The organism is Kluyvera sp. NPDC087067 (assembly GCF_044745165.1).
Classification (GTDB): domain Bacteria; phylum Pseudomonadota; class Gammaproteobacteria; order Enterobacterales; family Enterobacteriaceae; genus Kluyvera.
Genome location: NZ_JBIUZS010000008.1, coordinates 88570 through 115422 on the forward strand (window position 1 = coordinate 88570; position 26853 = coordinate 115422).

Sequence of the window (26853 nt, forward strand, 5' to 3'; positions counted from 1 at the left end):
CCCAGTATCGCCTGTGACGGCCAGGTAAACTTTGAAGGCTGCCATACTCTTGCGAACACGATTGGTTTTGTTATTTATTTATTGCTCGCATGTTAGCAACTATCGGTAGCAAGATCATGATTTCTGGGTATGCTTTTTTGTTATGCCATCCATAACCAAATTGATATGCTCAGGACCAGATACTCTTCCCCGTCATTGGCCTTGTTAACCCGCTACCCACTGTGCCGCCCAGGCATCCGCACGCTGCCAGTTGTCGCACTGCGGCTGCGCCGCATAACGCACGAGACGAAAACGCTGTCCGTCATAACGCCAGCGCGTCTGAATACCGCAATCCCCGAGTCCGCGCCCTTTTTCCAGCGTCACCAGTTCACGGCTTTGCTCGTTAAAGGTCAGGTTAACCAGTTCAATATCCCGCCCTTCAGCCCCGCTCGGCAGGAAAGGAAGGCGTAAGCGAATAGGAGTGGTGATAAACGGTTTTTTCCGTGACACCAGCCAGGCGCGGTAAATGGTGTTATAAGCCCCTGATTCACAGCTGGTCATCATCAGTGCTTTATCATCGGTCAGCGCGGTGATCCACACTTCCCGACGTAACGGATCCAGAGAACACTGGTTGTTATTCATGCGCCAGGTGCCAAAATCAAGCAGGTCATTGTACTCATCATGGCCGAGCGGCACAGGCGTCGGATTCACCTTCGCCACCGACTTTAACGCCGGTGCCGGGGGAACGCTCAGCGGCGGTTCATCACCTTTACGGATCCATGCCGTCTCATTGCCCACGCGCTTTTGCTGGGCATCAATAAACAGTAGCGCCGCTTTAAGCCCTTGCAGAGATATCACCTGCACGCCTTTTTCCAGGGTGATAGCATCTGCATCCTGAATCTGCTGCAAAAAAGCGTCGATGGTGGCGCTATCGCCGGTCGTCAGTAATTTCGGCTGCACCTTCCAGTGCTCGCCAGTCAGCTTTAATGGTTTACCGTCCAGCAGTAATCGCGGCTCGATAGGGGGAATGGCGGCAACCGGATTCACTAAACCCGCCAGTTCAATACGTAGCTGGGTGTCAGTATGCGCCCCTGCGCTGCGGCTTAAGGTCATCACTAGTCCATGATGAAGACCGACGTTGCGGGCCACGCAGAAGTTCTGGTTATTGCAGGTGACTAACCAATCGGAAAAGATCTGCTGTGCTGGCGCCGCCCACGCCAACGACGCCGGGAGCAACCCGATGCAGAAGAAAAACAGGAAAACGCGGTAACGCATGAACGGTACAACCCCAGAAGAAAAAAGCATCAACTTACACTCAGGGGGTATCTTCACGAGCGAGGCGGCAATGCTCAATCGGATTTATCGGATTGAGCATTGCGGGGGATTAGCGCATAAGGCCAGAGTGTTGCAGATATTGAAGTAAAATCACCGTCTTACCGTCACAAATTTCACCAGTGCGCACCATTTCAATGGCCTGAGTGAAGGGCAGTTCCAGGACATCGATGGCTTCATCCTCAACGCCGCCGCCCTCGTTATCACGTAAGCTGTCGTCATATTCCGCAATAAAGAAGTGGACGATTTCCGTCACGCCGCCGGGCGACATATACAGTTGAAAGACTTTCCGCACATTGCTGACCTGATAGCCGGTCTCCTCGATAGCCTCTTTACGAATGCAATCTTCCGGTTCGTCATCGTCGAGCAGTCCGGCGCAGGTTTCAATTAGCATACCGTCAGCATTGCCGTTGACCCAGGTGGCAATACGGAACTGGCGCACCAGCACCACGCTCTGCTTGTGGCTGTTGTAGAGCAGCACCGTCGCGCCGTTTCCACGGTCATAGACTTCACGTTTGTGGCGGACAGTCTCGCCGTCGCGTTGGGTTAAATCGTAGGTAATGTTGCGCAGGACAAAGTAGTTATCAGAAAGAATTTTATCTTTAATGACGTTGATATTGAGGGGCATTCTGGCTCCACGGCGATAAAACGGGTGCACCATCTTACGCCGCAGAGCCGGGGTATCGTCAATGCGTGTGAGTCATTTTCACGTCCAGATACAAAAGGATCCCCTGTGCTGCATGTCGCCCTTCCGCCATCGCGGTCACCACTAAATCCGCCCCGCGCACAGCGTCTCCCCCGGCGAAAATTTTAGGATTGCTGGTTTGATAGCGATAGCGTGAATTGACGCTTGCGCGAATGCGTCCCCAATCATCGACTTCAACACCCTGCGCATTCAGCCACGGCATACTGTGTGGATGGAAGCCAAAAGCCATAATTACCGCATCGGCAGGCATCACAAACTCGCTTCCGGGGATGGGCGTTGGGCGACGACGCCCGTTGCTGTCAGGCTCGCCAAGTTGGGTTCGCAACAAACGAATACCGCAAACGTGCCCGCTGGCATCCAGTTCAAGGGTCACCGGCTGGACGTTAAATTCAAACTCGGCCCCTTCTTCCTTCGCGTTTTTCACCTCTTTTTTCGAGCCCGGCATATTGGCTTCATCACGACGATAGGCGCAGGTGACTTTCTCGGCGCCATGACGCAACGCCGTGCGCACGCAGTCCATCGCCGTATCCCCCCCGCCAAGCACCACCACATTCAACCCTTTGGTATTGATATACGGCTCGTCGGGCAGTTCGTCTATTCCCATCACATTTTTGGTATTGGCAATCAGGAACGGCAGCGCATCGTATACGCCTGGGGCATCTTCATTGGGCAGATCCGCCTTCATTGAGCGGTAAGTTCCAACGCCGATAAACACTGCATCGTAATCGTCAAGCAGGGTCTTTAGCGTGATGTCTTTGCCAATCTCACAGTTCAACTCAAAGCGGATCCCCATGTCGGTGAATATTTCACGACGGCGCGCCATCAGCGATTTATCGAGCTTAAAGGATGGAATGCCGAAGGTAAGCAGGCCGCCGATTTCCGGGTGCCGGTCAAACACAACCGGCTGAACGCCCTGCCGTACCAGAATATCGGCGCATGCCAGTCCCGCCGGGCCCGCGCCGATAATCGCCACTCGCTTGCCGCTAGGGGCGACGTTGCCAATATCCGGCCGCCAGCCTTTGGCCAGCGCGCGGTCGGAGATATAGCGTTCAATATTCCCGATGGTCACCGCACCATGCTCATCACGAATGGTGCAGGCACCTTCGCAAAGCCGGTCTTGCGGGCAGACGCGCCCGGTGATCTCCGGCAGCGGGTTGGTCTGATGCGACAGCGCCACCGCCGCCTCAATATCACCGGCCTTAACGCGTTCAATCCACTGAGGAATATGGTTGTGTAACGGGCAGGTCCACTCGCAGATGCTGTGCTCGCCGCAGGTAAGGCAGCGCGCGGAAGCCTGCTGCGCCTGTTCTTCACGCAGCGGGAGATAGATTTCGTCGAAGCTGGTTTTACGCGCAGGCAGATTCAGCTTATCCGCCTCGCCGCGCACAGGAGTGGCCGCCATTTGCTGGACTTTGCTGCGCGTGGAGTGCGGCGCGGTCGCATGGGTGTCGCTATGCCACGGCTGCGCTTCCCGACAGGCGGTTTGCAGACGACGCGTTCTGGCAATTTCCGTCAGTTGCTGACTGGTCATTAATTGCAGCGCATCTGCCGGGCAGTTCTCTACGCATGCCGGGCCAGCCGGGCGTCCATGGCAAAGATCGCATTTATGGGCGGACGCTTTGACACCGCCTTCTTTGGTCGGTGACAGGACGATTTGCATCGTGCCGAACGGGCAAGCCACCACGCAGGATTTGCAGCCGATACACTTAGCCTGATCGACTAAAATAGCGTCATCAGCATGGCGGATGGCTCCGTTAGGACAGCTACGAGCACAGGGCGCGTCCTCACAATGATGGCAGGTTGCCGCCCCGCGCTTATCGCGCATTTTTACCACCGTAATACGCGGCACAAACTGTGATACGCTGAGGACATGCTGTTCTTCGTTATGCGACATTACACAGGCAACTTCACACGCCTTGCATCCAATGCATTGCTGGCTATCTACCCGAATAAAACGGTTCATACTTTCTCAGCCTATGGTTAAAAAGCCTTATATTTATAAGTCCTATTTATTAGCTGAGGAGGTAGCGTGCAGGCAATGTCCATTTGCCCAGAATCGGCCACTATTTCTCAGTATGATGTGGCAGATCAATAAATTTCAGCTTCAATGAAATTACGTTTCACATCGCAGCAGATGAGGAGCGTAAGGATGTGCAAATCATTTCGGCAAAGCGGCATGATAATTTACATTATCTTCTTATTTTCTCCACGATTGCTGGCGGCCATACGGCTACAGTGTCTGACGCAATTCAGTACGTATAAAAATGAATAACATGAGGTCCGGATCCTAATGGCGAATTTCTTTATCGATCGCCCCATTTTTGCCTGGGTGTTGGCAATCCTATTGTGCTTGACCGGCACACTGGCGATATTTTCCCTGCCCGTTGAGCAATATCCAGACCTCGCGCCACCGAACGTACGCGTGACCGCCAACTATCCGGGGGCATCCGCACAGACGCTGGAAAACACCGTCACGCAGGTCATTGAACAGAATATGACCGGCATCGATAACCTGATGTACATGTCGTCGCAAAGCAGCGCCACCGGTCAGGCCAGCATCACCCTGAGCTTTGTTGCCGGTACCGATCCAGATGAAGCCGTGCAGCAAGTGCAAAACCAGCTACAAAGCGCCATGAACAAGCTGCCACAGGCGGTACAGACTCAGGGCGTAACGGTGCGTAAAACCGGCGATACTAACATCCTGACCATCGCTTTCGTTTCTACCGACGGCAGTATGGATAAGCAGGATATCTCTGACTATGTCGCCAGTAACATCCAGGATCCGCTAAGCCGCGTTGACGGCGTGGGCGATATTGACGCCTACGGTTCCCAATATTCCATGCGTATCTGGCTCGATCCGGCGAAACTCAACAGCTTCCAGTTGACCGCCGCCGACGTCACCAGCGCCATCAAATCTCAGAACGCGCAGATTGCGGTCGGTCAGCTTGGCGGTACGCCGTCGGTCGATAAGCAGGCGCTGAATGCGACTATTAACGCTCAGTCGCTGCTGCAAACACCCCAGCAGTTTCGCGACATCACTTTGCGCGTAAACCAGGACGGTTCGCAGGTGACGTTGGGGGATGTTTCCACCATCGAAATGGGCGCGGAGAAATACGATTATCTGAGCCGCTATAACCGAAATCCGGCCTCGGGTCTGGGCATTAAGCTTGCCTCTGGCGCAAACGAAATGGCCACCGCCGAGCGCGTTATCCAGCGGCTGGATGAGCTCAAGCAGTACTTCCCACACGGGCTGGAATACAAAGTCGCCTACGAAACCACGTCATTCGTGAAAGCCTCGATTAAAGATGTGGTGAAAACGCTGCTGGAAGCCGTGCTGCTGGTATTCCTCGTGATGTATCTGTTCTTACAGAACTTCCGCGCGACGCTTATCCCAACGATTGCCGTGCCGGTGGTATTGATGGGGACGTTCTCCGTGCTCTATGCCTTTGGCTACAGCATCAATACCCTGACCATGTTTGCCATGGTGCTGGCCATCGGGCTGCTCGTGGATGATGCGATTGTCGTGGTCGAAAACGTCGAGCGTATTATGAGCACCGAAGGGCTGACGCCACGGCAGGCCACGCGTAAATCGATGGGACAAATTCAGGGGGCGCTGGTTGGGATCGCCATGGTGCTGTCGGCGGTATTTATCCCAATGGCCTTCTTCGGCGGCACCACCGGGGCAATTTATCGCCAGTTCTCCATCACTATCGTTTCGGCAATGGTGCTGTCGGTATTGGTGGCGATGATCCTTACCCCGGCACTGTGCGCCGCACTGTTAAAGCCCATCAACAAAGGGGAAGTCCACGGCACCAAAGGATTCTTCGGCTGGTTTAACCGTAAGTTCGACGCCAGCTCGCGCCGCTATGAGTCCGGGGTGGCCAAAATTCTGCATCGCAGCGTGCGCTGGATGCTGATTTACGTGCTGCTGCTGGGCGGTATGGTCTTGTTATTCCTGCGCCTGCCCTCTTCCTTCCTGCCGCTGGAAGACCGTGGCATGTTTACCACCTCCGTGCAGTTACCCAGCGGAGCTACGCAGCAACAGACCTTAAAAGTTGTTGAGAAAGTTGAAGATTATTTCTTTAAAAATGAAGCGGATAATGTGACCTCCATCTTTGCTACCGTCGGTTCTGGCCCCGGTGGTAACGGGCAAAACGTCGCCCGTATGTTTATCCGCCTGAAGGACTGGGATGAGCGCAACAGCACAACCGGTACCTCGTTTGCCATTATTGAACGCGCCACCAAAGCGCTGGGTAAAATTAAAGAAGCCCGCGTGTTTGCCAGCAGCCCACCGGCAATTAGCGGGCTGGGCAGTTCCGCCGGTTTTGATATGGAGCTTCAGGATCACGCCGGAGCCGGACATGACGCGCTGATGGCCGCCCGTGACAAACTGCTGGAGATGGCGGGTCGTGATCCGCAACTGACCCGCGTGCGCCACAACGGTCTGGATGATAGTCCGCAATTGCAGGTCGATATCGATCAGCGCAAAGCGCAGGCACTCGGCGTCTCCATTGATGATATCAACGACACGCTGCAAACCGCATGGGGTTCGAGCTACGTTAATGACTTTATGGATCGCGGCCGCGTGAAGAAAGTGTACGTTCAGGCCGCCGCCAAATATCGAATGCTGCCGGAAGATATCAATCAGTGGTATGTGCGTAATAACGCCGGTCAAATGGTGCCATTTTCCGCCTTCGCCACCTCGCGCTGGGAAACCGGTTCGCCGCGTCTGGAGCGCTATAACGGCTATTCAGCCGTCGAAATCGTGGGTGAGGCCGCACCGGGCGTGAGTACCGGTACAGCGATGGATGTGATGCAAAATCTGGTGCAAAAACTGCCGGCAGGCTTTGGCCTCGAGTGGACGGCGATGTCGTACCAGGAACGCCTGTCCGGCGCCCAGGCACCGGCGCTGTATGCCATTTCCTTGCTGGTTGTGTTCCTGTGTCTGGCCGCGCTTTATGAAAGCTGGTCGGTGCCGTTCTCGGTCATGCTGGTAGTACCGCTTGGGGTTATCGGCGCGCTGCTGGCAACCTGGATGCGTGGACTTGAGAATGATGTTTACTTCCAGGTGGGGTTGCTGACGGTGATTGGTCTGTCGGCGAAGAACGCCATTCTGATAGTGGAATTTGCCAATGACATGAACCAGAAAGGCGAAGATCTGATGACGGCCACGCTGGAAGCCTGTCGCCAGCGACTGCGGCCAATTTTGATGACTTCACTGGCCTTTATTTTTGGCGTCCTGCCTATGGCATTGACTACCGGTGCGGGTTCTGGCGGCCAACATGCGGTAGGTACCGGCGTCGTGGGCGGGATGGTCTCCGCCACCGTACTGGCTATTTTCTTCGTGCCGCTGTTCTTTGTGCTGGTGCGCAGACGCTTCCCGCTAAAAGAGAAGCCGGAATAAGAAACAGAAAAGGCGACATAATATTATGTCGCCTTTTTGTTTTTATATGCGGTTAACTACTCTGTACGACAACAACACCATCATGGTGAGTGAAAGAACACAGCGCCCAACTCACAATACCGAAAATTATTTACGAAGCATGTCTTCGATAAAATCTTTCCAGTTCCCTAGTTCACGTTCGATCATAACTACCTCTCTTATTATTATGCGTATTTTACGTACAAATATATGACCTGTGAATACGGTTTATCCGATTCCTTTGATTGCCGCTGCCAACCTATGTTTACTGCTTACGGTCACTATGGTACGGAATCCTGACATTTAATGTGACGGACAGCAACATTTTGAAATAGTTATTAGTTTGTGAACTTTATGATAATAAATATCGGTAAGGCAATATAACAACACTACAACTTAAGTCGTAGTTAGCATGATAAACTGTATGACTTTCAGCCGCTTTAGGTTGGAAAATGAATACCGACGGCTAACGTAATAACGAAGCCTAAAACCTGCGGATATAAAGGTGAAAAATGATAATCCTCTATGGAATAAAGAATTGCGACACCATTAAAAAAGCCCGTCGTTGGCTGGATGACCATCAGGTTGAATATCGCTTCCACGATTACCGCGTTGATGGTCTGTCAGCTGAGCTGCTGGCGAGCTTTATTGCCGAACTCGGCTGGGAGGCGCTGCTGAATACACGTGGTACCACCTGGCGTAAGCTCGATGAGAGCGTACGTGCCGCGGTGAATAACGCCGATGCCGCCGCTGCGCTGATGCTGGAAATGCCGGCAATCATCAAACGCCCATTGCTCTGCGCGCCCGCACAGCCTATGCTGCTGGGTTTCAGCGACGCCAGTTACGGTCAATGGCTTGCGCAATTGCGCTAAAGCGACTGTCCGGTTTGCCAATACCGAAAATAACGAGGTCTAGTTTATGTCTTGCCCAGTCATTGAGCTGGCTCAACAGCTTATTCGCCGCCCTTCCCTTAGCCCGGATGACGCGGGCTGCCAGGCGCTTATGATCGAACGTCTGCGTGCCGCGGGTTTTACCATTGAGCCAATGGATTTTGGCGATACCCAAAATTTCTGGGCCTGGCGCGGCAAAGGGGAAACCCTGGCCTTTGCGGGTCACACCGATGTCGTACCGGCGGGCGATGCCGATCGCTGGATCAATCCGCCGTTTGAACCCACGATTCGCGATGGCATGTTGTTTGGCCGAGGTGCGGCCGACATGAAAGGCTCGCTGGCGGCGATGGTTATTGCCGCCGAGCGTTTTGTGGCTCAGCACCCGAACCACCTGGGCCGCCTGGCTTTCCTTATCACCTCTGATGAAGAAGCCAGCGCCACCAACGGGACGGTGAAGGTGGTGGAAGCCTTGATGGCGCGCAACGAGCGGATGGACTACTGCCTGGTGGGCGAGCCCTCCAGTACCGAAGTGGTCGGTGATGTGGTGAAAAACGGTCGCCGGGGTTCAATGACCTGTAACCTGACCATTCACGGCGTTCAGGGGCATGTTGCCTACCCGCATCTGGCCGACAACCCGGTTCACCGCGCCGCGCCGTGGATGAACGAACTGGTCTCCATCGAGTGGGATCAAGGTAATGAGTTCTTCCCGCCAACCAGCATGCAGATCGCCAATATTAAAGCCGGCACCGGCAGCAATAATGTGATCCCAGGCGATCTGTTTGTTCAGTTTAACTTCCGCTTCAGTACCGAACTGACGGATGAGATGATCAAAGCGCGCGTCGTGGAATTACTGGAGAAATATCAGCTGCGTTATTCCATCGACTGGTGGATCTCAGGACAGCCGTTTTTGACCGCGCGCGGAAAATTAGTGGATGCCGTCGTAAACGCCATCGCGCACTATAATGAAATAGAACCACAATTGCTGACCACCGGCGGCACGTCAGACGGGCGTTTTATTGCTCAGATGGGCGCGCAGGTTGTAGAACTGGGGCCAGTTAACGCCACTATTCATAAAATAAATGAATGTGTTAACGCCGCCGACCTGCAGATGCTGGCGCGGATGTATCAGCGGATAATGGAACAACTTGTCGCCTGATGGCGCAACGGTAAGTAAGAGGTAATACGCATGGATTGGCTATCAAAATACTGGTGGATTCTGGTGCTGGTTTTTTTGGTTGGGGTGCTTATCAACGTGGTCAAAGATCTTAGCCGCGTCGATCATAAGAAATTCCTCGCCAATAAACCTGAGCTGCCGCCGCATCGCGACTGCAACGACAAGTGGGACGATGACGACGATTGGCCGAAGAAGGATCAGCCGAAGAAATAATTCGGTGCATTACCCGGCGTCGCGTTGGTACAAACCGGGAACATAGGTAACACTTTAGTGCGTAGGCCGGATAAGGCGTAGCCGCCATCCGGCAATCGGCGCCGTAGTAGCCCGGCTGAGCAACGCGACGCCGGGATCTGCTACATCATTTCAATAACATCATCATCGTTCGGCGTGCCGCCGCTTAACGCTTCATCGAAATAGTGCTTAGGCACGGTGTAGCGCAAATGATCCAGCGCAAACTGCATGCTGCGATCGTCAATGGCATGGCCTAAATCCTCAACGATATCCAGCGTTACATCACCGCCGGCAGCCTGAATCGCCTCCTGCGCTTTTACCGCCCAGGCAAGGTCGATAACCCGGTCTTCACCGCCGTGAATCAGGTGCACGGTGTTCGCTACACTTGCCGTTTCCGGCAAAGTGGCGAAACGACCATTAAAGGCGATCACTCGGGACGCCAGCGTCGGGTCGGCCTTAATACCTTCCAGTGACATAATCGCCCCCTGAGAAAAACCGATAAGCGCGGTCGCCAGTGGGCTCACGCCGCTGTGTTTTTGCCAGTAACGCACCATCTCGATAAAAGTGGGCATAATCGCATCAACGCGTGCCTGGCGGTTCTCTTCGGTGACGCCGGCCACCGAAAACCACTGGCGTCCAGGTGCGGGGCCACACGGCTGCGCGCCTCCAATGCTGACGATTAACGCATCCGGGAACAGCGGAGCAAACCAGCTACCGATTTCGCCCATGGCCACCGGATTATCGCCCACGCCATGAAACAACAGCAGCAACTGTTGAGCGGGCTTCGCGGGGCTTTGAACAACAAAATGATCGTGTGTCATGGCTGTCTCCTTGGTTTTGTCGGTCAGTTTACGCCGCACCAGAATAATGACCATGCCATTTAACTGAATGAGTCAGTTAAAAAAATTGCAGTTGCTGAATCTGTTCCGCGAGCCGATGGGTGCGTTCAGGATCCACGCTGCGCATTGCCTCAGCGGTTTCGGCGCGAAGCTGCACCAGCAGCGCTTTGCGGCCATTGATACCTAAACGGGCGCACAGTTCGCTTTCCTGCTGCCCCTGCAAGCGTCCGCGCAGCGCAGGAAGCGGCAGAATTACCCGCTCGCTAAGCTGATGCAAGCCAGCCAGTACCGCCAACAGTGGGCGATGAGCAAAAGCGAATCCCGCCAGATCTTGCCAGTCATCATCGGTAAGCATAGTGTCTGTCACAGGTTCGAGCGGGACTTTTTCATCCACCCAATCTTTCAGCCAGCGCCACTCACGACATAAGCGGGCATGTTCTCGCCGCATTAACGATGCGCCCGCGGCGGTTACTGGACTCATAGCCATCGCAGCATAGCAGCCGCTGCTGGCCTCACGCTGCGTGCCGATGCGCACTAACGTGAAGCCGCAGCGCTGCCAGAAGCGCCACAGCTCATCGGTGTAGCCAAAACTGACGGATAAATAATCGCAGTCCTCGGCGCTTTGCCGCGCCTGCATCACCAACTTTTGACCAATCCCCTCGCGCTGTCGCAGAGGATGCACCGCAATACGGCTGATTCGCCGTCCGCTAAGCGTCGCCGCCAGTGGGCTACCGCCATGCGCCGCCAGCGATTGTGCTACCAGATTCCCCCGCGGACGACGATAACCCGCCCACACGGCCTGACTCAATCCGGGCAGTAATCCCCCTTCATCGACCAGCCACAGCGCCCCCGCTGGGCCATTGGCACTCTGCGCGCAGAAAAAATGCTGCCCCGGCGCATCCATCATCCGGCGAAGATCCAGCGGTGAGGTGCGATAGTGGGCGCCTGAGAGAAGCTGATATAGCGCCACCGGAACATCGGGCTGCCGTTGCCAGGCCGATTGCGCAACGGGCAAAAACGTCAGCTCGCCCTCGGGAAACGAGGTAAAACCGTCATCATGAAAAATAAGCGCATCGTTAACTACCGCTTCCAGCGGGCATCCTGCGGCCCAGCGGATGGGCTGATTCAAGGTGAAATCCAGCCGCAGCGGGAATTCGGCACAGAATTTCAGCAGAAATCCCCGTCCGGTGCCTTCATAGCCCTGCACGGTGGTGGTCAGCAGAACGCGGGGAAAACGGGCCATCAGTTTTTTGAGTAAAGGTGCTGGGATCGCCGCCGCTTCGTCAACCACCAGCCAGTCTGCAACCACGTCCGATGCCAGTAGTGCGTCAGGGGCCATAAACTCGAAGCGCTCCCCGGCGAAGGCGGCAATCACCTCTGCTGAAGCCCGCGAAGGGGCGGTGACGATAGCGTCGCCATGCAGTTGCTGAATATGCATCCCCGCTAACGCCGACTTCCCTCGCCCGCGTTCCGCCGTAATCACGCAGACCCGTTCCGTAGCATGGGACAACGCCGTCAGAATAGCCTGCTGTTCTTGCGCCGGCTGACCGTTCGCCTGTCGCCATTCCGCTAAGGTGATGTCGGGCAGCGACGGCAATGGCTGCCCCTGCCGCCAGATAAGCGTCTGCGGGCTTGCGGTTAGAGCCCGGCAAAAATAGTCGACAAAATGGGGTGTGGCGATGGGCTCAGGCGCGTCGCTCCAGCGCAAGGAGTCAGCATCCGGGTGCCGGGGCCAATGTTGCCATGGCGGCACGAGCAGCATTAACCAGCTTCCAGCGCGCAGCGTGCCCGCCAGCGCGGCAAACGCCGAGACATCAAATCCGGTACGGGCATCAAATATCGCGTGCTGAAACTCGCGTCCCAGCAGCGTGGTCAGCTTTGCAGGAAGGCAAAAAGGATCGTTTGCGGGCTCACGCCCGACCCACAGGACATCCCCCGACAGCGCCTGGCGAAACGCCTGCGCCTGCTGCTCGCACCATGCGGCCTCACCGCTGACCACCAGCAGGCGGCGAATGCCAACCTGCTTCATTCGCGCGGCCTGCGCGAGCAGTTCTTCCATGACGTCAGACATCAATTCAGAGTGATTTGCTGAAGGTATTACACTGGGCAGGGTCGCCGCTGTCGAAGCCGCGTTTCAGCCAGGTATAGCGCTGCTGGGAGGTACCGTGTGTAAAGCTATCGGGAACCACTCGCCCCTGACTTTGCTGTTGCAGGCGATCGTCGCCAATAGCCTGGGCGGCGTTCAATGCTTCTTCAAGGTCACCGGCTTCAAGAATGCCCTGTTTTTGCATGCTGTTGCCCCAGACGCCGGCAAAGCAGTCGGCCTGCAATTCCATGCGCACAGACAGACGGTTTACTTCTGCCTCGGAGGCGTTCTGCTGCATCTGGCGCACTTTCGGCTCAATACCCAGCAGTTTTTGCACGTGGTGTCCGACTTCATGAGCAATCACGTAACCCTGGGCAAAATCCCCGCCCGCACCGAGTTTGCTTTTCATGTCGTCATAGAAGGAGAGATCGATATAGACCGTGGAATCGGTTGGGCAGTAGAACGGCCCCATCACGGATTGGCCTGTACCACAGCCGGTGCGCGTGGCGCCGCGGTACATCACCAGACGCGGCGGCTGATAGGTTTTCCCCATCTCTTTAAATTGCTGCGCCCAGGTATCTTCGGTTGTGGCGAGCACAACCGAGGTAAATTTCGCGGCTTCGTCGTCGTTTGGATTGCTGACGCGCTGAGAGGTTTGCTGCTGGCTCATTGGTTCGCCGGTCATCAGGCCGGTTAAATCCACCCCGTAATAGCCCGCAACCACCACGACAATCAGCAAAATAATTCCGCCTTTGCCGCTAGGGATGCGAAAACCTGGGCCACCTCCAGACATAGGGGATTGCGAACTGTTCCGCCGGTCTTCTACATTGTCGCTTTCACGACGACCTTGCCAACGCATAACTACCTCGATCTTATCTTATTAATATACTGGTATGATCGTAGGCGGTTACGGGAAGGATTACCACTGGAAATATATTGAAACTGCCCCGGCGGCGCTTCGCTTGGCCGGGCTACAAATTCAAATGTAGCCCGGTCGAGCGCATGCGACGCCGGGAAGGCACAAAAGCTTAGTCCAGCTTCACGCCCAAACGGTGCGCCACTTCTTCATAGGCTTCAATCAGGCCACCCAGGCTCTGACGGAAACGGTCTTTGTCCATTTTGTCCATGGTCTTTTTGTCCCACAGACGGCTACCGTCTGGGGAGAATTCGTCACCCAGCACCACTTCGCCTTTAAACAGCCCGAATTCCAGTTTGAAGTCGACAAGGATAAGACCCGCGTCGTCGAACAGTCTTTTCAGCACGTCGTTAGCTTTGTACGTCAGCTCCTGCATACGCGCCAGATTCTCTTTGCTCACCCAGCCAAAGGTTTCACAATAAGATTCGTTAATCATCGGGTCGTGCATGGCGTCGTTTTTCAAGAACAGATCGAACAGAGGCGGATTCAGCTCAATGCCCTCTTCAATCCCCAGACGTTTCACCAGCGAACCCGCTGCGCGGTTACGCACCACGCACTCTACCGGCACCATATCCAGTTTTTTCACCAGACATTCGGTATCGGACAACAGCGCTTCCATCTGGGTCGGAATACCCGCTTCGGCGAGTTTGCTCATAATGAAATGGTTGAACTTGTTATTCACCATGCCTTTACGGTCGAACTGTTCAATGCGAGCACCATCTCCTGCTGACGTATCGTTACGGAATTCGAGTACCAACAGATCCGGGTTTTCGGTGCTGTATACGGTTTTCGCTTTACCACGATACAACTCAGCTAGCTTTTGCATCTTTGTCACTCCAGTGAGAATTAAGATAAATATTTGTGCTTTTCTGCCGACGCACACGTTTGCGTCACTATACAGAAAAAAGGGCCGGATTGCTCCAGCCCTGTTTAATTACTTGCTTAATGCGGCCTGGAATACGGCTACCAGGGCGTCATTTTGCGACTGCGTCAGCGTATGGCCTTTTGGATCAATAAATTGCAGGCTACTACGGTTATCCAGGTCGCCGACCTGAAGTTTGTAGTCGCCGGAGACCAGACCCGGATCGCTTGCGCCAAGGTCTTTCCAGCCGCTGTCAGACAGTGGCTTATAGGTCACGGCAATGCTGCCCTGCGAACGGGTGCTGTCGGTGACTTTCATGCCCACTTTTTCAAGCGCACCCGGCAGGCGTTGCCATACCTGGTTGAACGGACCGCGTACCACCAGCATTGGCAGGCCGGTATCGTCAGACGCGCTCTGCACATCGAAGGTGGCGCCAGCAGAGCCTCGGGAGGCGTTCGCGGCGTCGGTTGCATTCTTGTCCAGACCGGCAGAGATAACGTTGAGCATTTCGGCGCTGTAGCGTTGCAGCGATGCACGATCGGCAACGGCATTGCCAGCTTGCTCAAGGTTAATCAGCTTCACCATCACCGCTTGCTGATAGCCCTGCGGCTGCACGGAGATTTGATAACGACCACGATACTGCTGGTCTTCGTCAAGACGGTTCCAGTCAACCCAGTCCGTCGTCAGCGTTTGGCTAGCATCATCACGTTTGGAGATGGTGTAGTTTTTCGCCTGAACGATGCTGACAACCTGTGGCCACAGGGAGCCGCTGCGGCCATTTTCAACCAGCAGCATAGCGGTATCACCGGTAAACTGGGTACGCGCACCGGAGACCAGCGCCAATGGCTGAGCTGGCGGACGAATGTCCAGCGCTTTACCCACTGCACCGCTGCCGTTAGCGACCGGAATGTTGTAGTCGCCATTTTCAATCGGCAGGATCATGCCCGCAGGCGCGTGAAGTTCACTTAACGGTGCGGCATCCAGATAGGATTCGTCACCGCTCACCTGACGCTTATAGCGCGAGTCGGAACTACACGCCGCAAGCAGTAGAACCAGTGAAACACCCGCAACCTTCGCCACGCGCGACTTCTGTACTGAGTAAGCCATCAAATCTCCCTAAACTTTACAGCAGACCGGCATGCTTTAATGCGGATGCCACTACATCACGACCGTGGTCGGTGATAGGTGTCATCGGCAAGCGCATGGTATCGGTCGCCACAAGTCCCAACTCCTTACATGCCCATTTCACTGGGATCGGATTGGGTTCGACAAATAATTTATTGTGCAACGGCATCAAACGCTGGTTGATAATACGTGCTTGTGCGAACTGGCCATCAGCCGCCAGCTTACACATTTCCGCCATATCACGCGCAGCAATGTTCGCCGTCACTGAAATAACGCCGTGACCGCCAAGCTGAATGAAGTCCAGCCCGGTAGCATCATCACCGCTCAGCAGGATGAAGTCGTCTGAAACCAGCTCTTTGATCTGATGAACACGACTTAAGTTCCCCGTGGCTTCCTTAATCGCGATAATATTTTTGATTTTCGCAAGGCGGCCTACGGTTTCCGGCAGCATATCGCAACCGGTACGTGACGGCACATTATACAGGATTTGTGGCAAGTCAGTATGCTCAGCAATCGCTTTGAAGTGCTGGAACAGACCTTCCTGGGTCGGACGGTTGTAGTACGGGGTCACCGTCAGGCAACCGACAACGCCGGAATCGTTAAAACGCTGGGTCAGGCTTATTGCCTCTGCGGTCGCATTTGCGCCCGTTCCAGCAATCACTGGAATGCGGCCATCGGCCAGTTCCAGCGTGGTCATTACCACGTCGCCATGCTCTTCGTGGCTGAGCGTTGCGGATTCGCCGGTAGTTCCTACCGACACAATCGCCGAGGTTCCGTTGGTGACATGGTAATCAATCAGTTTCTTCAGGCTTGAACGGTCGACATTACCTTTTTCATCCATCGGCGTGACAAGCGCTACAATACTTCCCGTGAACATGGGCCATCCTCTGTGCTGACGTGCGGACATGAATCTCAATGGTACGTTTGGTCTTGTAATAAAAGCAATAGACTGAGGGCCTTCAGAATGTTGTATGCCGGTTTTTTTTATGCTTTCCTAAGGTATACCGCACCTTTTTAAAGGAAGAACAGGTTTGACAGCCTCATTACAACACTATCTGGTTATTACAGCCCTGGGCGCGGATCGCTCTGGCATCGTCAATACGATTACCCGTCATGTCAGCAGCTGCGGCTGTAACATTGAGGACAGTCGGTTAGCGATGCTGGGGGATGAGTTCACATTTATTATGCTGCTTTCCGGCACCTGGAACGCCATCACCCTGATTGAATCGACGCTGCCGCTTAAGGGCGCTGAGCTGGATTTATTGATTGTGATGAAGCGCACCACCGCGCGTCCGCGTCCGGCGATGCCCGCCACCGTGTGGGTGCAGGTGGAAGTCCCCGATTCCCCGCACATTATCGAGCGATTTACCGCATTGTTCGATAGCTGGGAAATGAATATTGCTGAGCTGGTTTCGCGTACTCAACCGGGTACCGCTGAAAGTGCTGCACAGTTATTCATTCAGATTACCGCCCACAGCCCCGCTACGAAAAATGCATCAAATATCGAGCAAGCGTTCAAAGCCCTATGTACAGAATTGAGCGCGCAAGGCAGTATAAACGTTGTCAATTATTCCCAGCATGATGAACAGGATGGAGCTTTGAAATGAACCCACTGAAAGCCGGTGATATCGCACCGAAATTTAGTTTGCCCGATCAAGACGGCGAGCAAGTAAATTTGACCGACTTCCAGGGACAACGTGTCCTGGTCTATTTCTACCCGAAAGCGATGACTCCTGGTTGTACCGTTCAGGCCTGCGGCCTGCGTGACAACATGGATGAGCTGAAAAAAGCGGGCGTTGAAGTACTGGGGATCAGCACCGACAAACCTGAAAAGCTGTCGCGTTTCGCCGAAAAAGAGCTGCTGAACTTCACGCTGCTCTCCGATGAAGATCACAAGGTGTGCGAGCAGTTTGGTATCTGGGGTGAAAAAACGTTCATGGGTAAAACCTATGACGGCATCCACCGCATCAGCTTCCTGGTCGACGCTGATGGTAAAATTGAGCATGTGTTTGATGATTTCAAAACCAGCAACCACCACGATATCGTGCTGGACTGGCTAAAGGCTAACGCCTAATCGGGTAAGTCGATAATGTTTATGCCTGATAAGCTTCGCGCCATCAGGCATAGACGTGCACATTGCCGGATGGCGGCTTTGCCTTATCCGGCCTACGCTCAAGGGTAGCCAGGCCGAGCGCAGCAACGCCGGGAAGCACCGGCACCCATCCCGGGGTCGGCGTAAACGCCTCGCCCGGGCTACTCCTGGAAGTAGATGATCGTAGGCCTGATAAGCGTAGCGCCATCAGGCTTAACCGTGCACATTGCCGGATGGCGGCTTTGCCTTATCCGGCCTACGCTCGAAGGTAGCCCGGCCGAGCGCAGCGACGCCGGTAAGCACCGGCATTCATCCCGGGGTCGGCGTAAACGCCTCGCCCGGGCTACTCCTGGAAGTAGATGATCGTAGGCCTGATAAGCTTCGCGCCATCAGGCTTAACCGCGCACATTGCCGGATGGCGGCTTTGCCTTATCCGGCCTACGTTCGAGGGTAGCCCGGCCGAGCGCAGCGACGCCGGGAAATGTCGGTACTCATCCCGGGCTACTCGTTAATTTGGGGTTTCCTCTTGCGTAACCAATCCGTCCGGCCAGGCATGAACCACCGCTTTAATGAGCGTTGCCAGCGGAATGGCAAAGAACACGCCCCAGAATCCCCACAGCCCGCCAAAAATCACCACTGACAGAATAATCACCAGCGGATGCAGGTTAACGGCCTCTGAAAACAGCACCGGCACCAGCAAATTACCGTCCAGCCCCTGGATTATCAGGTACACCACAAACAGGCTCCAGAACTCCGTACCGAGACCAAACTGGAACAGCGCCACGCAAACCACCGGAATGGTGACCACAAATGCGCCGATATAGGGAATAAGAACCGATATGCCGACCAGTACCGCCAGCAGCAGCGAGTAGTTAAGGCCGAACATCAGGAAGCCGAGCCAAGTGGCGATACCGACGACAATCATCTCCAGCACCTTGCCACGAATATAGTTGGTGATCTGCTGGTTCATCTCTTTCCACACCTGCCCCGCCAGCCCACGGTTACGTGGCAGAACGCGGCGAACGGCGTTGAGCATCTGCTCTTTATCTTTGACGAGGAAAAAGACCATCAGAGGAACCAGGACCAGATAGACCGCAAGCGTCAACAGCCCCATTAACGACGCGACCGAATATTTGACCACTGAGTCGCCCATAGTCAGCATTCGGCTGCGCATATTCTCCGCCATGGCATCAATGATGCCCGCATCCATCAGCGCCGGGTAACGACGCGGCAAAGTGGCGGCAAAATCGGACAGTTTATTGAGCATGCCGGGCATATCATGGATAAGATTAATACCCTGCTGCCAGGCAATCGGCATCACGACAAATGACATCAGCAGCAAAATGCCGATAAACAGCACCATCACCACGCTTGTCGCCCAGGTACGCGACCAGCCCAGGCGCTCCAGACGCACGGTCGGCCACTCCAGCAGATAGGCCAGCACTATAGCCACCAGCAGCGGCGCGAGCAGGCCACTGAAGAAAAACAGAATGCAAAAACCAGCGACTAAAATCACCAGCAGGGCAATCGCTTCGGGGTCGCTGAACCGGCGACGGTACCACTGCATTAACATCTCGAGCATAAATCTATTCCCTGAGGCCTGTGTTTTCATACAGAACGTGAAGTGTATCTAAATGTCACAAAAAAGACTTCGCTTTTTGTATTTATCCCGGCAATCGCGCGATTATCGTTTTCAATAAGTAAGCAGATAGATACACTCGCTAAGCAGCCCATTACGGAACGTAACGGTATGCTGCGGGTCAAAACAGGCACATCCCATATTACAGGAAACGAGGTTATGTTCAGGCAGTTGAAAAAAACGCTGTTGGCATCCCTTATTGCGACACTTGCGCTCGGCCAGATAGCTCCTGCATTTGCAGAATCAGCGGATAATCTGCCGGACATGGGCACGTCCGCAGGAAGCACGCTCTCCATCGGTCAGGAGATGCAGATGGGGGATTACTATGTTCGACAACTGCGCGGCAGCGCACCGCTAATAAATGACCCGTTGCTGGTCCAGTACGTTAATTCTCTGGGGATGCGGCTGGTTTCGCACGCCTATTCTGTTCGAACTCCGTTTCATTTCTATCTCATTAATAACGATGACATCAACGCCTTCGCCTTCTTCGGCGGTAACGTAGTGCTGCACTCAGCGTTATTCCGTTACTCTGATACAGAAAGCCAGCTGGCATCGGTAATGGCGCACGAAATTTCGCACGTCACCCAGCGCCACCTGGCGCGCGCGATGGAAGATCAAAAGCGTAACGCCCCGCTGACCTGGGTTGGCGCGCTGGGATCTATCCTGCTGGCAATGGCAAGTCCGCAGGCCGGTATGGCGGCGTTAAGCGGTACGCTTGCGGGGACCCAGCAGGGCATGATCAGCTTCACTCGCCAGAATGAAGAAGAGGCAGACCGCATCGGCATTCAGGTGCTACAACGCTCAGGATTTGATCCACAGGCAATGCCGGCGTTTATGGAGAAATTGCTCGATCAGTCGCGCTATTCGTCACGTCCGCCGGAAATGTTGCTGACTCACCCCTTGCCGGAAAGCCGTCTGGCGGATGCGCGTAACCGCGCCAACCAGATGCGTTCGGTGGTCGTTCAATCCTCCGCCGATTTCTACTTTGCCAAAGCACGTACGCTTGGCATGTATAACTCCGGGAAAAATCAGCTTGGCAGCGATTTGCTCGATAGCTGGTCGAAGGGCAATATTCGCGAGCAGCATGCCGCGCAATATGGTCGTGCGCTGCTGGCGATGGAAGCGAAAAATTTTGCCGAAGCCAGCAAACAGCTTCAGCCGCTGTTAAGCGCCGATCCGCAAAACGCGTGGTATCTGGATCTGGCAACCGATATTGACCTCGGTCAGAACAAAACTAACGAAGCGATTAATCGACTCAAGAACGCGCGCGAGCTGCGAACCAACCCGGTATTGCAGTTGAACCTCGCCAACGCCCTGCTTGAAGGCGGCAAGGCCGGTGAAGCCGCAACCATTCTTAATCGCTATACCTTTGAAAACAAAGATGATACAAACGGCTGGGAGCTGCTCGCTCAGGCGGAATCGACGCTGGGCAACCGCGACCAGGAGCTGGCCGCCCGTGCCGAAAACATGGCTTTAGTCGGCCGACTGGACCAGGCGATTTCCCTGTTAAGCTCAGCCAGCGCACAAGTGAAACTGCGCAGCCTGCAACAGGCACGTTATGATGCGCGTATTGACCAGCTGCGGCAATTGCAAGAGCGCTTCCGCCCTTACCAGAAAATGTAACAGGAGAGACCATGACGGATACGGTCACCATCTACCATAATCCACGTTGCTCAAAGAGCCGCGAAACCTTGAGCCTTTTAAAGGACAACGGCATCGACCCAAGCGTCGTACTTTATCTGGAAACGCCGCCGGATGCCGCAACGCTGCGCCAGCTGCTGAAGATGCTCGGCATGAGCAGTGCCCGCGAGCTAATGCGCCAGAAGGAGGATCGGTATAAGGAACTCAATCTTAGCGACAGCCAGCTCAGCGAAGAGGCATTAATTCAGGCGATGGTTGAAAATCCAAAGCTGATTGAGCGCCCGATAGTGGTCAGCAACGGCCAGGCGCGCATCGGTCGCCCGCCGGAGCAGGTTCTGGATATCGTCGGTTAAGTACTTTGCGGCCGCAGCGCGTGTAAAAAGGCCTGCGGCGTCATATTCCCCAGCTTTTTCTGTTCCTTCCCGGTGTTAAAAATCGTGCACAGCCTGACTGCCAGCGCATCTGGCGTATAAATGCTTGCCGCCGGAATAATCTCCACCAGCGGCGATGTAACCTGTACGGCCACGCGCTCAGGCGTAACCGACGTTTTTCGCCCCTGAATCCCCCGCTCCGCCAGCCGCTGATTAAGCGCTGCAACCAGGGTATCACTTAGCCACTCATCGCTTTTAATCTCAACAGATTGGATATCACCCGGAAACTGCGCCAGCACTTGATCCAGCCAGCTCACCACCAGCGACGGCGACATACCGGAATAGACTCGTGCTGCGCACCATCCGCTGACGGGTTCCTGCGCCCACAACAGATGGTGATCGCCATCGTCATCCATGTGCAGTGACAACAAGCGGTAATGCAACGTGAGCGTGTGCGGTTTAATTCCGGCCTTCAGCGCTTTTTTACCGCACAGCTTGTCGCGTGTACCGCCATGATAAGAGGGCTTCAGGTAGCGGCTTAACGTGGCGCGGGAAAGCTCAATACCCAGCCCCTCAACCACCATAAACAGCAGATCGTCGAGCGGAGCCTGGAAAATATCCCGCAAAGCATTTATCAGGATGACCTGTTCTTGTCTCATTGCTTTGTGTACAACTCCCGGCGTGGTGCTCCGGTCGGAGGTTTGTTGCCGATTTCGCCAGCGCCGTACCGTGGTTACCGAAATACCCAGTTCTTTCGCCAGCTCACGGTCGCTTTTGTTTGATTCCTGCAAATATTTCCTGACCCTGGGCGTTGTCGTGGCATTGGCGTGCAGCTTAATTTCCATAAAAACCCTTGCAGTTAAATAACCAATCAGATGAGATTTATAGTGATTAAGTCAGGACGTTGTGACCCGTTTCACCTTTCCACCATGACCTTTCTTCGATAATCCTTTCGTCGTTCTCTATTACATAACACACACAATGTCCGTTAATCTTTTACGGAGTTCACAATGAACAATGTTCTGGGATTTTTAGAAGAGAAACTGATGCCGATTGCGGCAAAAACCGCACAGCAGCGCCATCTTGGCGCGATTCGCGGCGCGTACGTCTCCTTTATGCCTTTCATCATCGTTGGCTCTATCCTGCTGGTCATTTCGTCGTTTCCGAATCAAAGCTATCAGCAATTTATGTCTCACAGCTTTGGGGCGAACTGGAGCGCTATCGTTGAAATCCCGTTTAACGCCGTATTCTCAACGATGTCGCTATTTATCAGCTTCCTCGTCGCCTACCGGCTGGCAGAGCATTACGATGAAGATCGTCTGTCGTGCGGGATCCTGGCGCTGGTCAGTTTTCTGATCCTGACGCCGTTTATGAAGGTGGCGGAAAACGGCGGCATTACCGTCATGCCAGTGGAATGGATCGGCACTAAGGGGCTGTTTGTCGCCATGATTGGTTCCCTGCTGTGGACCGAGCTATTTTGCTGGCTGAAAAAGAAAAAGCTGGTGATCAAAATGCCAGACGGCGTGCCGCCTGCGGTGCAGGAGTCCTTTGCGGCACTTATTCCCGCGCTGGTGGTGATGGTAATCGTGCTGGCCATTCGCATTGGATTTGAAAATACCCACTATCAAACCATTCATCAGTTCATCTATGAAGTGGTTGCCACGCCGGTTCGCCATTTCGGCACCTCCTATTTTGGCGCGCTGATGACGGTGTTCAGCATTACCATTTTGTGGTCAGTCGGGATCAATTCCGGCTCAATGGTCAACGGCATCATTCGTCCGCTGTGGATGGAAAACCAGACCGACAACATCGCCGCCATTCAGGCCGGGGTGACGCCGCCGCATATTATTACCGAGCAGTTCTTCGACATGATTTGGATGGGCGGCGCGGGCGCCACGCTATCGCTGGTGATCGCCATGCTGATTTTTGCCCGCAGTAAGAGCATGCGAGAAGTGGCACGGCTTGGCGCGGGGGCATCGGTATTCAACATTAACGAACCGGTTCTGTTTGGTCTGCCGGTCATTATGAATCCCATCATGCTGATCCCGTTCAATCTGGTGCCACTGGTGCTGGTCACCATCCAGTATGTGGCGATGAAAATTGGCATGGTCGCGGTCACCACCGGGGTATTTATTCCGTGGACGCTGCCGCCGGTTATCAGCGGATTTATCGTTACCGGGCATATTTCCGGCAGCATCATGCAAATACTTAATCTATTGATTGGCGCAATGCTCTATCTGCCATTTATGCGCATTCTTGATAAGCAGTACCGCGCGGCAGAAGTCAGTGATGCCGAGGGATCCAATACGCTAGCAAAGCAGGAGTAAGAGATGTGGGGAATAATTGCAACCTGGCGTATGGCGCTGGAAGGGGTAAGTGACTCAGCGACGGCGCTTGCCGCAGGGAGTGCCGCGACAACCTCGGTTGTTGATGCCGTGGTCGCTGTCGAAGATTTTCCGTTGTATAAATCGGTGGGCTACGGCGGCCTGCCCACCGAGAATGGCGAGGTGGAGCTTGACGCTGCCTGGATGGACGGCGATACGCTGGCCTTCGGCGCGGTAGGTAATCTGGTCGATATTGCCAACCCGGTGAAGGTCGCTCATGCGCTGGGCCGTCAGCGTTATAACTCACTGCTGGTCGGCCAGGGCGCGAGGGAATGGGCGCTAAGTCAGGGATTTAGCGACAAAAAAATGCTCACCGACCGGGCGATGCAGCACTATCGCAAGCGCTGCCGCGAGACGCTCGATAAAGGTCTTAGCCCATACGATGGGCATGATACCGTCGGTGTTATCGCGCTGGATAAGCAAGGCTCCATGAGCGTCGCCACCTCCACCAGCGGCCTGTTTATGAAAAAACGCGGTCGCCTTGGTGACTCGCCGATTATCGGCTCCGGCTTCTATTGCGACAGCGAAATCGGCGCGGCAACCGCCACCGGCGTCGGTGAAGATCTGATGAAAGGCTGCACCAGCTATGAAATCGTGCGGCGAATGGAACAGGGAATGAGCCCGCAGCAGGCGGCGGATTCGGTGGTGTACGAGCTTGAGGATAAGCTAATGTCGCGCTTTGGTCGCGCGGGCGATCTCTCCGTCGTCTGTATGAATCGTAAGGGCGAATTCGGCGCGGCGACGAACATCAAAACCTTCTCTTTTGTCGTCGCCACAGCCATCCAGCCGCTGACGGTATTCCGCGCGGAGCGCGTCAAAGAGAAAACCCATTATCAACCGGTGGACGACGCCTGGATGCAGGCCTATGCCGACCGCATTCGTGCGCCTATCGAGGAGTAAATCATGATTCGCTACCGTTTAATCACCGCCCTCTCTCGCGAGCAGAATGGCTGTCATTTGATTACCTTTCCCGGCAGCACGCTGCTATTGGAAGAGTCTTTACGTGATAATCCGCTGATTGTCGAGATGACGGCGCTTGCCGAACAGGGAACGCTTGCGGATACGTGCTTTGGCTGTGGCCCTTTTGCACGTGTTACCGTGGTGCCGCGCAAAGCCTGGCACGACACGCTGACCGATTCACTTCTGAGCACGCTTCGTCCCCTTATTGCCGCGCCGGTTTGCAGCGCCGTCCTGCTGGACTGCACCGACATTCACGATACCGTGCTGGCAAAAACGCTGCGTTTACTCTTCAATCAGGCCCATAGGCTGACCGACCTCGGCCTGAAAAAAACATCAGACCACGCTGTGCGCCTGAAGCATATCGATGCCTACTGTTCCGTGAACGAGTCGGCCCGGCTGGAAGCATTATTCAACCAGCAACAGGCCATCGCCAACGGAATGGTTGCCGCCCGTCGTCTGGCGGATCTGCCGTCGGAGCAATGTACACCGCAGTTTGTCGTGGAAGAAGCCATGCGTTTGTGCGCTGACTTCCCGGCCTTGCGCTGCGAAGTGCTGGATGAGAAGGCGATTATTCAACAAGGGCTCGGTCTGCTGCATGCGGTAGGTAAAGGCTCGGCCCGCCCTCCTCGCCTGTTAGCCATTCATTATGACGGCGCAAGCAGCGGGCCGGTGCGTAGCTATGTCGGAAAAGGCATAACCTTTGATACCGGTGGCTTGTGGCTGAAAGAAGGCGCGGGTATGTACACCATGAAATATGACATGTGCGGCGCGGCAAACGTTTTGGGGTTAATGCTCAGCATTGCCGAGCTTGACCTGCCGGTACGCGTGATGGGCGTACTGGCGCTGGCGGAAAATGCCATCGGCCCCGAAGCCATGCAGCCCGGCAGCGTGGCGCGCGCCTGTAACGGTATGACGGTGGAAATCAATAATACCGATGCCGAAGGTCGCCTGGTGCTCTCCGACGCTATCGCCTGGGCCAGCCAGCGCCACCCGGAAACCCGCTATATCATTGATTTGGCGACGCTGACCGGTGCAGTAGTGAAAGCGCTGGGCTATGAATTGAGCGGGTTAATGACCCAGGATACGCCTCTGCGTCACGCATTGACTGCCGCAGGCGAGCAAAGCGGTGATGAGGTGTGGTCGCTACCGCTGGATGCGCGTTTCACCAAACAGACGGAAAGCGCGATTGCCGATTTATGTAACACGCCGACCAATAATGCCGCCATCAGTGCGTCTGCGGCATGGCTGCTGCATCATTTTTGTCCGGCGAACATTCCCTGGGCGCATCTCGACGTGAGCGGTACGGCATTGTGGCGTGAAGGTGGCAAAAGCGTGGCATCGGGAAGGCCGATTCCGCTGCTGATGCAGCATCTGTTAAACGATTTGGGTTAGCGCCGGAGATTTCCCGGAGTCGGTGCTTCGCACCTCGTCCGGGCTACATTTATACAGGTAGCCCGGCCAAGCGCAGCGCCGCCGGGAGAGAGAGGCCCTAAAGCTTGAGGATTTCTTTCACAAACGGAATGGTCAACTTGCGCTGAGCGGTGATCGAGGCGTGATCAAGCTGATCGAGCGTTAAAAACAGCGTACGCATTTCGCGATCCAGGCGCTTTAGCAAGAAGCGGCAAACATCTTCCGGCATCTCGAACCCGCGCAGGCGCGCGCGCAGCTGTAACGCCAGCAGCTTATCTTCGTCGGACAGTGGCTGAAGCTTGTAGATTTGTCCCCAATCCAGCCGCGAGGCCAGATCCGGCAGCCCCAGATTAAGCTGGCGTGGCGGACGATCGCCGGTTATCAGCAGCCGCGTATTGCCTGACTCCAGAATGCGGTTATAGAGATTAAAGATCGCCATTTCCCACTCTTCATCACCGGCCACGCACTCGATATTGTCGATGCAGACCAGCGAAAGTTGCTCCATCCCTTCCAGCACATCCGGCACAAACCAGGTGCGCTTATCCAGCGGAACGTAACCTACCGCGTCACCGCGCTGGGAAAGCTCAGCACAGGCAGCATGCAGTAAATGACTGCGCCCGGCGCCTTCACGTGACCAGATATAGATGTATCCGCTGTGATCCTGCCGCAGTACGTTTTGCACCGCTGCAAGTAAAGAAGGGTTATCACCCGGCCAGAAACTCGCGAAAGTTTCATCATCGGGAAGATACAGTGGCAAAGAGAGCTGTGCCGGTGCGTTCAGAGAGACCTCAACA

At 54.9% G+C, this 26853-nt stretch carries 24 protein-coding genes; 11 read left to right on the forward strand and 13 right to left on the reverse strand.

Translation table 11 applies throughout. The features are described 5' to 3' along the window. Positions 1-204: 204 nt before the first annotated feature. The 3 genes from ACIPDS_RS18715 to aegA all read right to left on the reverse strand — a co-directional run bounded on the left by ACIPDS_RS18715 (position 205) and on the right by aegA (position 3980). Positions 205-1254: a DUF1176 domain-containing protein gene (locus tag ACIPDS_RS18715; protein WP_400739004.1), complete on the reverse strand. Its 1050-nt coding sequence runs from the start codon at positions 1252-1254 to the stop codon at positions 205-207. A 109-nt stretch (positions 1255-1363) separates the two neighbouring features. Beyond that, entirely contained in the window at positions 1364-1939 is a 576-nt protein-coding gene (gene nudK / locus ACIPDS_RS18720) for a GDP-mannose pyrophosphatase NudK (RefSeq protein WP_400739007.1), read from the reverse strand. Between the two features lie 58 nt (positions 1940-1997). Further along, a complete protein-coding gene (gene aegA / locus ACIPDS_RS18725) occupies positions 1998-3980 on the reverse strand; it encodes a formate-dependent uric acid utilization protein AegA (RefSeq protein ID WP_400739010.1) in 1983 nt (660 codons plus the stop codon). Positions 3981-4307: 327 nt separating this feature from the next. Between aegA and acrD the strand changes: the two genes are divergently transcribed. After that, positions 4308-7421 carry a multidrug efflux RND transporter permease AcrD gene (gene acrD / locus ACIPDS_RS18730; RefSeq protein ID WP_400739013.1) on the forward strand — a complete coding sequence of 1038 codons (3114 nt, stop codon included), beginning with the start codon at positions 4308-4310 and terminating at the stop codon, positions 7419-7421. Positions 7422-7547: 126 nt separating this feature from the next. On the opposite strand, the gene ypfM is transcribed toward acrD, so the two are convergent. After that, positions 7548-7607, reverse strand: coding sequence for a protein YpfM (ypfM, locus tag ACIPDS_RS18735; protein ID WP_100780840.1), 60 nt, complete (start codon positions 7605-7607; stop codon positions 7548-7550). A 344-nt stretch (positions 7608-7951) separates the two neighbouring features. Between ypfM and ACIPDS_RS18740 the strand changes: the two genes are divergently transcribed. From ACIPDS_RS18740 to ACIPDS_RS18750, 3 genes are read left to right on the forward strand one after another with little or no spacing between them, the layout of a single operon-like run. Continuing rightward, the gene (locus ACIPDS_RS18740; protein ID WP_400739016.1) at positions 7952-8311 is read left to right on the forward strand and encodes an ArsC family reductase; all 360 of its coding nucleotides are present in this window, start codon (positions 7952-7954) and stop codon (positions 8309-8311) included. A gap of 46 nt (positions 8312-8357) precedes the next feature. Then, a complete protein-coding gene (dapE, locus tag ACIPDS_RS18745) occupies positions 8358-9485 on the forward strand; it encodes a succinyl-diaminopimelate desuccinylase (RefSeq protein WP_400739019.1) in 1128 nt (375 codons plus the stop codon). 30 nt (positions 9486-9515) lie between these two features. Further along, positions 9516-9716 carry a YpfN family protein gene (locus ACIPDS_RS18750; protein ID WP_062774430.1) on the forward strand — a complete coding sequence of 67 codons (201 nt, stop codon included), beginning with the start codon at positions 9516-9518 and terminating at the stop codon, positions 9714-9716. 140 nt (positions 9717-9856) lie between these two features. Here ACIPDS_RS18750 and ypfH read toward each other — a convergent pair whose 3' ends face one another. From ypfH to dapA, 6 genes are all read right to left on the reverse strand, one after another. Next, positions 9857-10555, reverse strand: a complete 699-nt coding sequence (gene ypfH, locus ACIPDS_RS18755; protein WP_400739023.1) for an esterase — start codon at positions 10553-10555, stop codon at positions 9857-9859. Between the two features lie 76 nt (positions 10556-10631). After that, positions 10632-12632 carry a tRNA(Met) cytidine acetyltransferase TmcA gene (locus tag ACIPDS_RS18760; protein WP_400739280.1) on the reverse strand — a complete coding sequence of 667 codons (2001 nt, stop codon included), beginning with the start codon at positions 12630-12632 and terminating at the stop codon, positions 10632-10634. 16 nt (positions 12633-12648) lie between these two features. After that, a complete protein-coding gene (locus ACIPDS_RS18765; RefSeq protein WP_400739026.1) occupies positions 12649-13518 on the reverse strand; it encodes a neutral zinc metallopeptidase in 870 nt (289 codons plus the stop codon). Positions 13519-13687: 169 nt separating this feature from the next. Continuing rightward, positions 13688-14401 (reverse strand): phosphoribosylaminoimidazolesuccinocarboxamide synthase, encoded by a 714-nt coding sequence (gene purC, locus ACIPDS_RS18770; protein ID WP_166516029.1) that lies wholly within the window; start codon positions 14399-14401, stop codon positions 13688-13690. A 108-nt stretch (positions 14402-14509) separates the two neighbouring features. Beyond that, entirely contained in the window at positions 14510-15544 is a 1035-nt protein-coding gene (bamC, locus tag ACIPDS_RS18775; protein ID WP_400739030.1) for an outer membrane protein assembly factor BamC, read from the reverse strand. A gap of 16 nt (positions 15545-15560) precedes the next feature. Beyond that, complete coding sequence (gene dapA, locus ACIPDS_RS18780) at positions 15561-16439, reverse strand: 4-hydroxy-tetrahydrodipicolinate synthase (protein ID WP_062774442.1); 879 nt, start codon at positions 16437-16439, stop codon at positions 15561-15563. Positions 16440-16593: 154 nt separating this feature from the next. Between dapA and ACIPDS_RS18785 the strand changes: the two genes are divergently transcribed. Together ACIPDS_RS18785 and bcp are read left to right on the forward strand one after the other, a co-directional pair. Next, positions 16594-17169: a glycine cleavage system transcriptional repressor gene (locus ACIPDS_RS18785; protein ID WP_400739034.1), complete on the forward strand. Its 576-nt coding sequence runs from the start codon at positions 16594-16596 to the stop codon at positions 17167-17169. Beyond that, positions 17166-17636: a thioredoxin-dependent thiol peroxidase gene (gene bcp / locus ACIPDS_RS18790; RefSeq protein ID WP_166516026.1), complete on the forward strand. Its 471-nt coding sequence runs from the start codon at positions 17166-17168 to the stop codon at positions 17634-17636. Before ACIPDS_RS18785 ends, bcp begins: the two co-directional genes overlap by 4 nt. A 526-nt stretch (positions 17637-18162) precedes the next feature. On the opposite strand, the gene ACIPDS_RS18795 is transcribed toward bcp, so the two are convergent. Next, positions 18163-19236: an AI-2E family transporter gene (locus ACIPDS_RS18795; protein WP_400739037.1), complete on the reverse strand. Its 1074-nt coding sequence runs from the start codon at positions 19234-19236 to the stop codon at positions 18163-18165. Positions 19237-19452: 216 nt separating this feature from the next. On the opposite strand from ACIPDS_RS18795, the gene bepA reads away from it, so the two are divergent. Beyond that, positions 19453-20916: a beta-barrel assembly-enhancing protease gene (bepA, locus tag ACIPDS_RS18800; protein WP_166516024.1), complete on the forward strand. Its 1464-nt coding sequence runs from the start codon at positions 19453-19455 to the stop codon at positions 20914-20916. An 11-nt stretch (positions 20917-20927) separates the two neighbouring features. After that, positions 20928-21287: an arsenate reductase (glutaredoxin) gene (arsC, locus tag ACIPDS_RS18805; RefSeq protein WP_400739040.1), complete on the forward strand. Its 360-nt coding sequence runs from the start codon at positions 20928-20930 to the stop codon at positions 21285-21287. On the opposite strand, the gene ACIPDS_RS18810 is transcribed toward arsC, so the two are convergent. Continuing rightward, positions 21284-22150, reverse strand: coding sequence for an XRE family transcriptional regulator (locus ACIPDS_RS18810; RefSeq protein WP_400739042.1), 867 nt, complete (start codon positions 22148-22150; stop codon positions 21284-21286). The genes arsC and ACIPDS_RS18810 overlap by 4 nt on opposite strands. A gap of 165 nt (positions 22151-22315) precedes the next feature. On the opposite strand from ACIPDS_RS18810, the gene celB reads away from it, so the two are divergent. The 3 genes from celB to ACIPDS_RS18825 are packed head-to-tail and all read left to right on the forward strand — an operon-like array spanning position 22316 to position 26041. Next, the gene (gene celB, locus ACIPDS_RS18815; RefSeq protein ID WP_400739045.1) at positions 22316-23632 is read left to right on the forward strand and encodes a PTS cellobiose transporter subunit IIC; all 1317 of its coding nucleotides are present in this window, start codon (positions 22316-22318) and stop codon (positions 23630-23632) included. Between the two features lie 3 nt (positions 23633-23635). Continuing rightward, positions 23636-24589 (forward strand): N(4)-(beta-N-acetylglucosaminyl)-L-asparaginase, encoded by a 954-nt coding sequence (locus ACIPDS_RS18820; RefSeq protein ID WP_400739048.1) that lies wholly within the window; start codon positions 23636-23638, stop codon positions 24587-24589. 3 nt (positions 24590-24592) lie between these two features. Further along, on the forward strand, positions 24593-26041 hold the full coding sequence (locus tag ACIPDS_RS18825; RefSeq protein ID WP_400739051.1) for a leucyl aminopeptidase family protein: 1449 nt from the start codon (positions 24593-24595) through the stop codon (positions 26039-26041). Positions 26042-26138: 97 nt separating this feature from the next. Here ACIPDS_RS18825 and ACIPDS_RS18830 read toward each other — a convergent pair whose 3' ends face one another. Continuing rightward, a complete protein-coding gene (locus ACIPDS_RS18830; RefSeq protein ID WP_166516218.1) occupies positions 26139-26840 on the reverse strand; it encodes a DnaA inactivator Hda in 702 nt (233 codons plus the stop codon). Between the last annotated feature and the right edge of the window lie 13 nt (positions 26841-26853).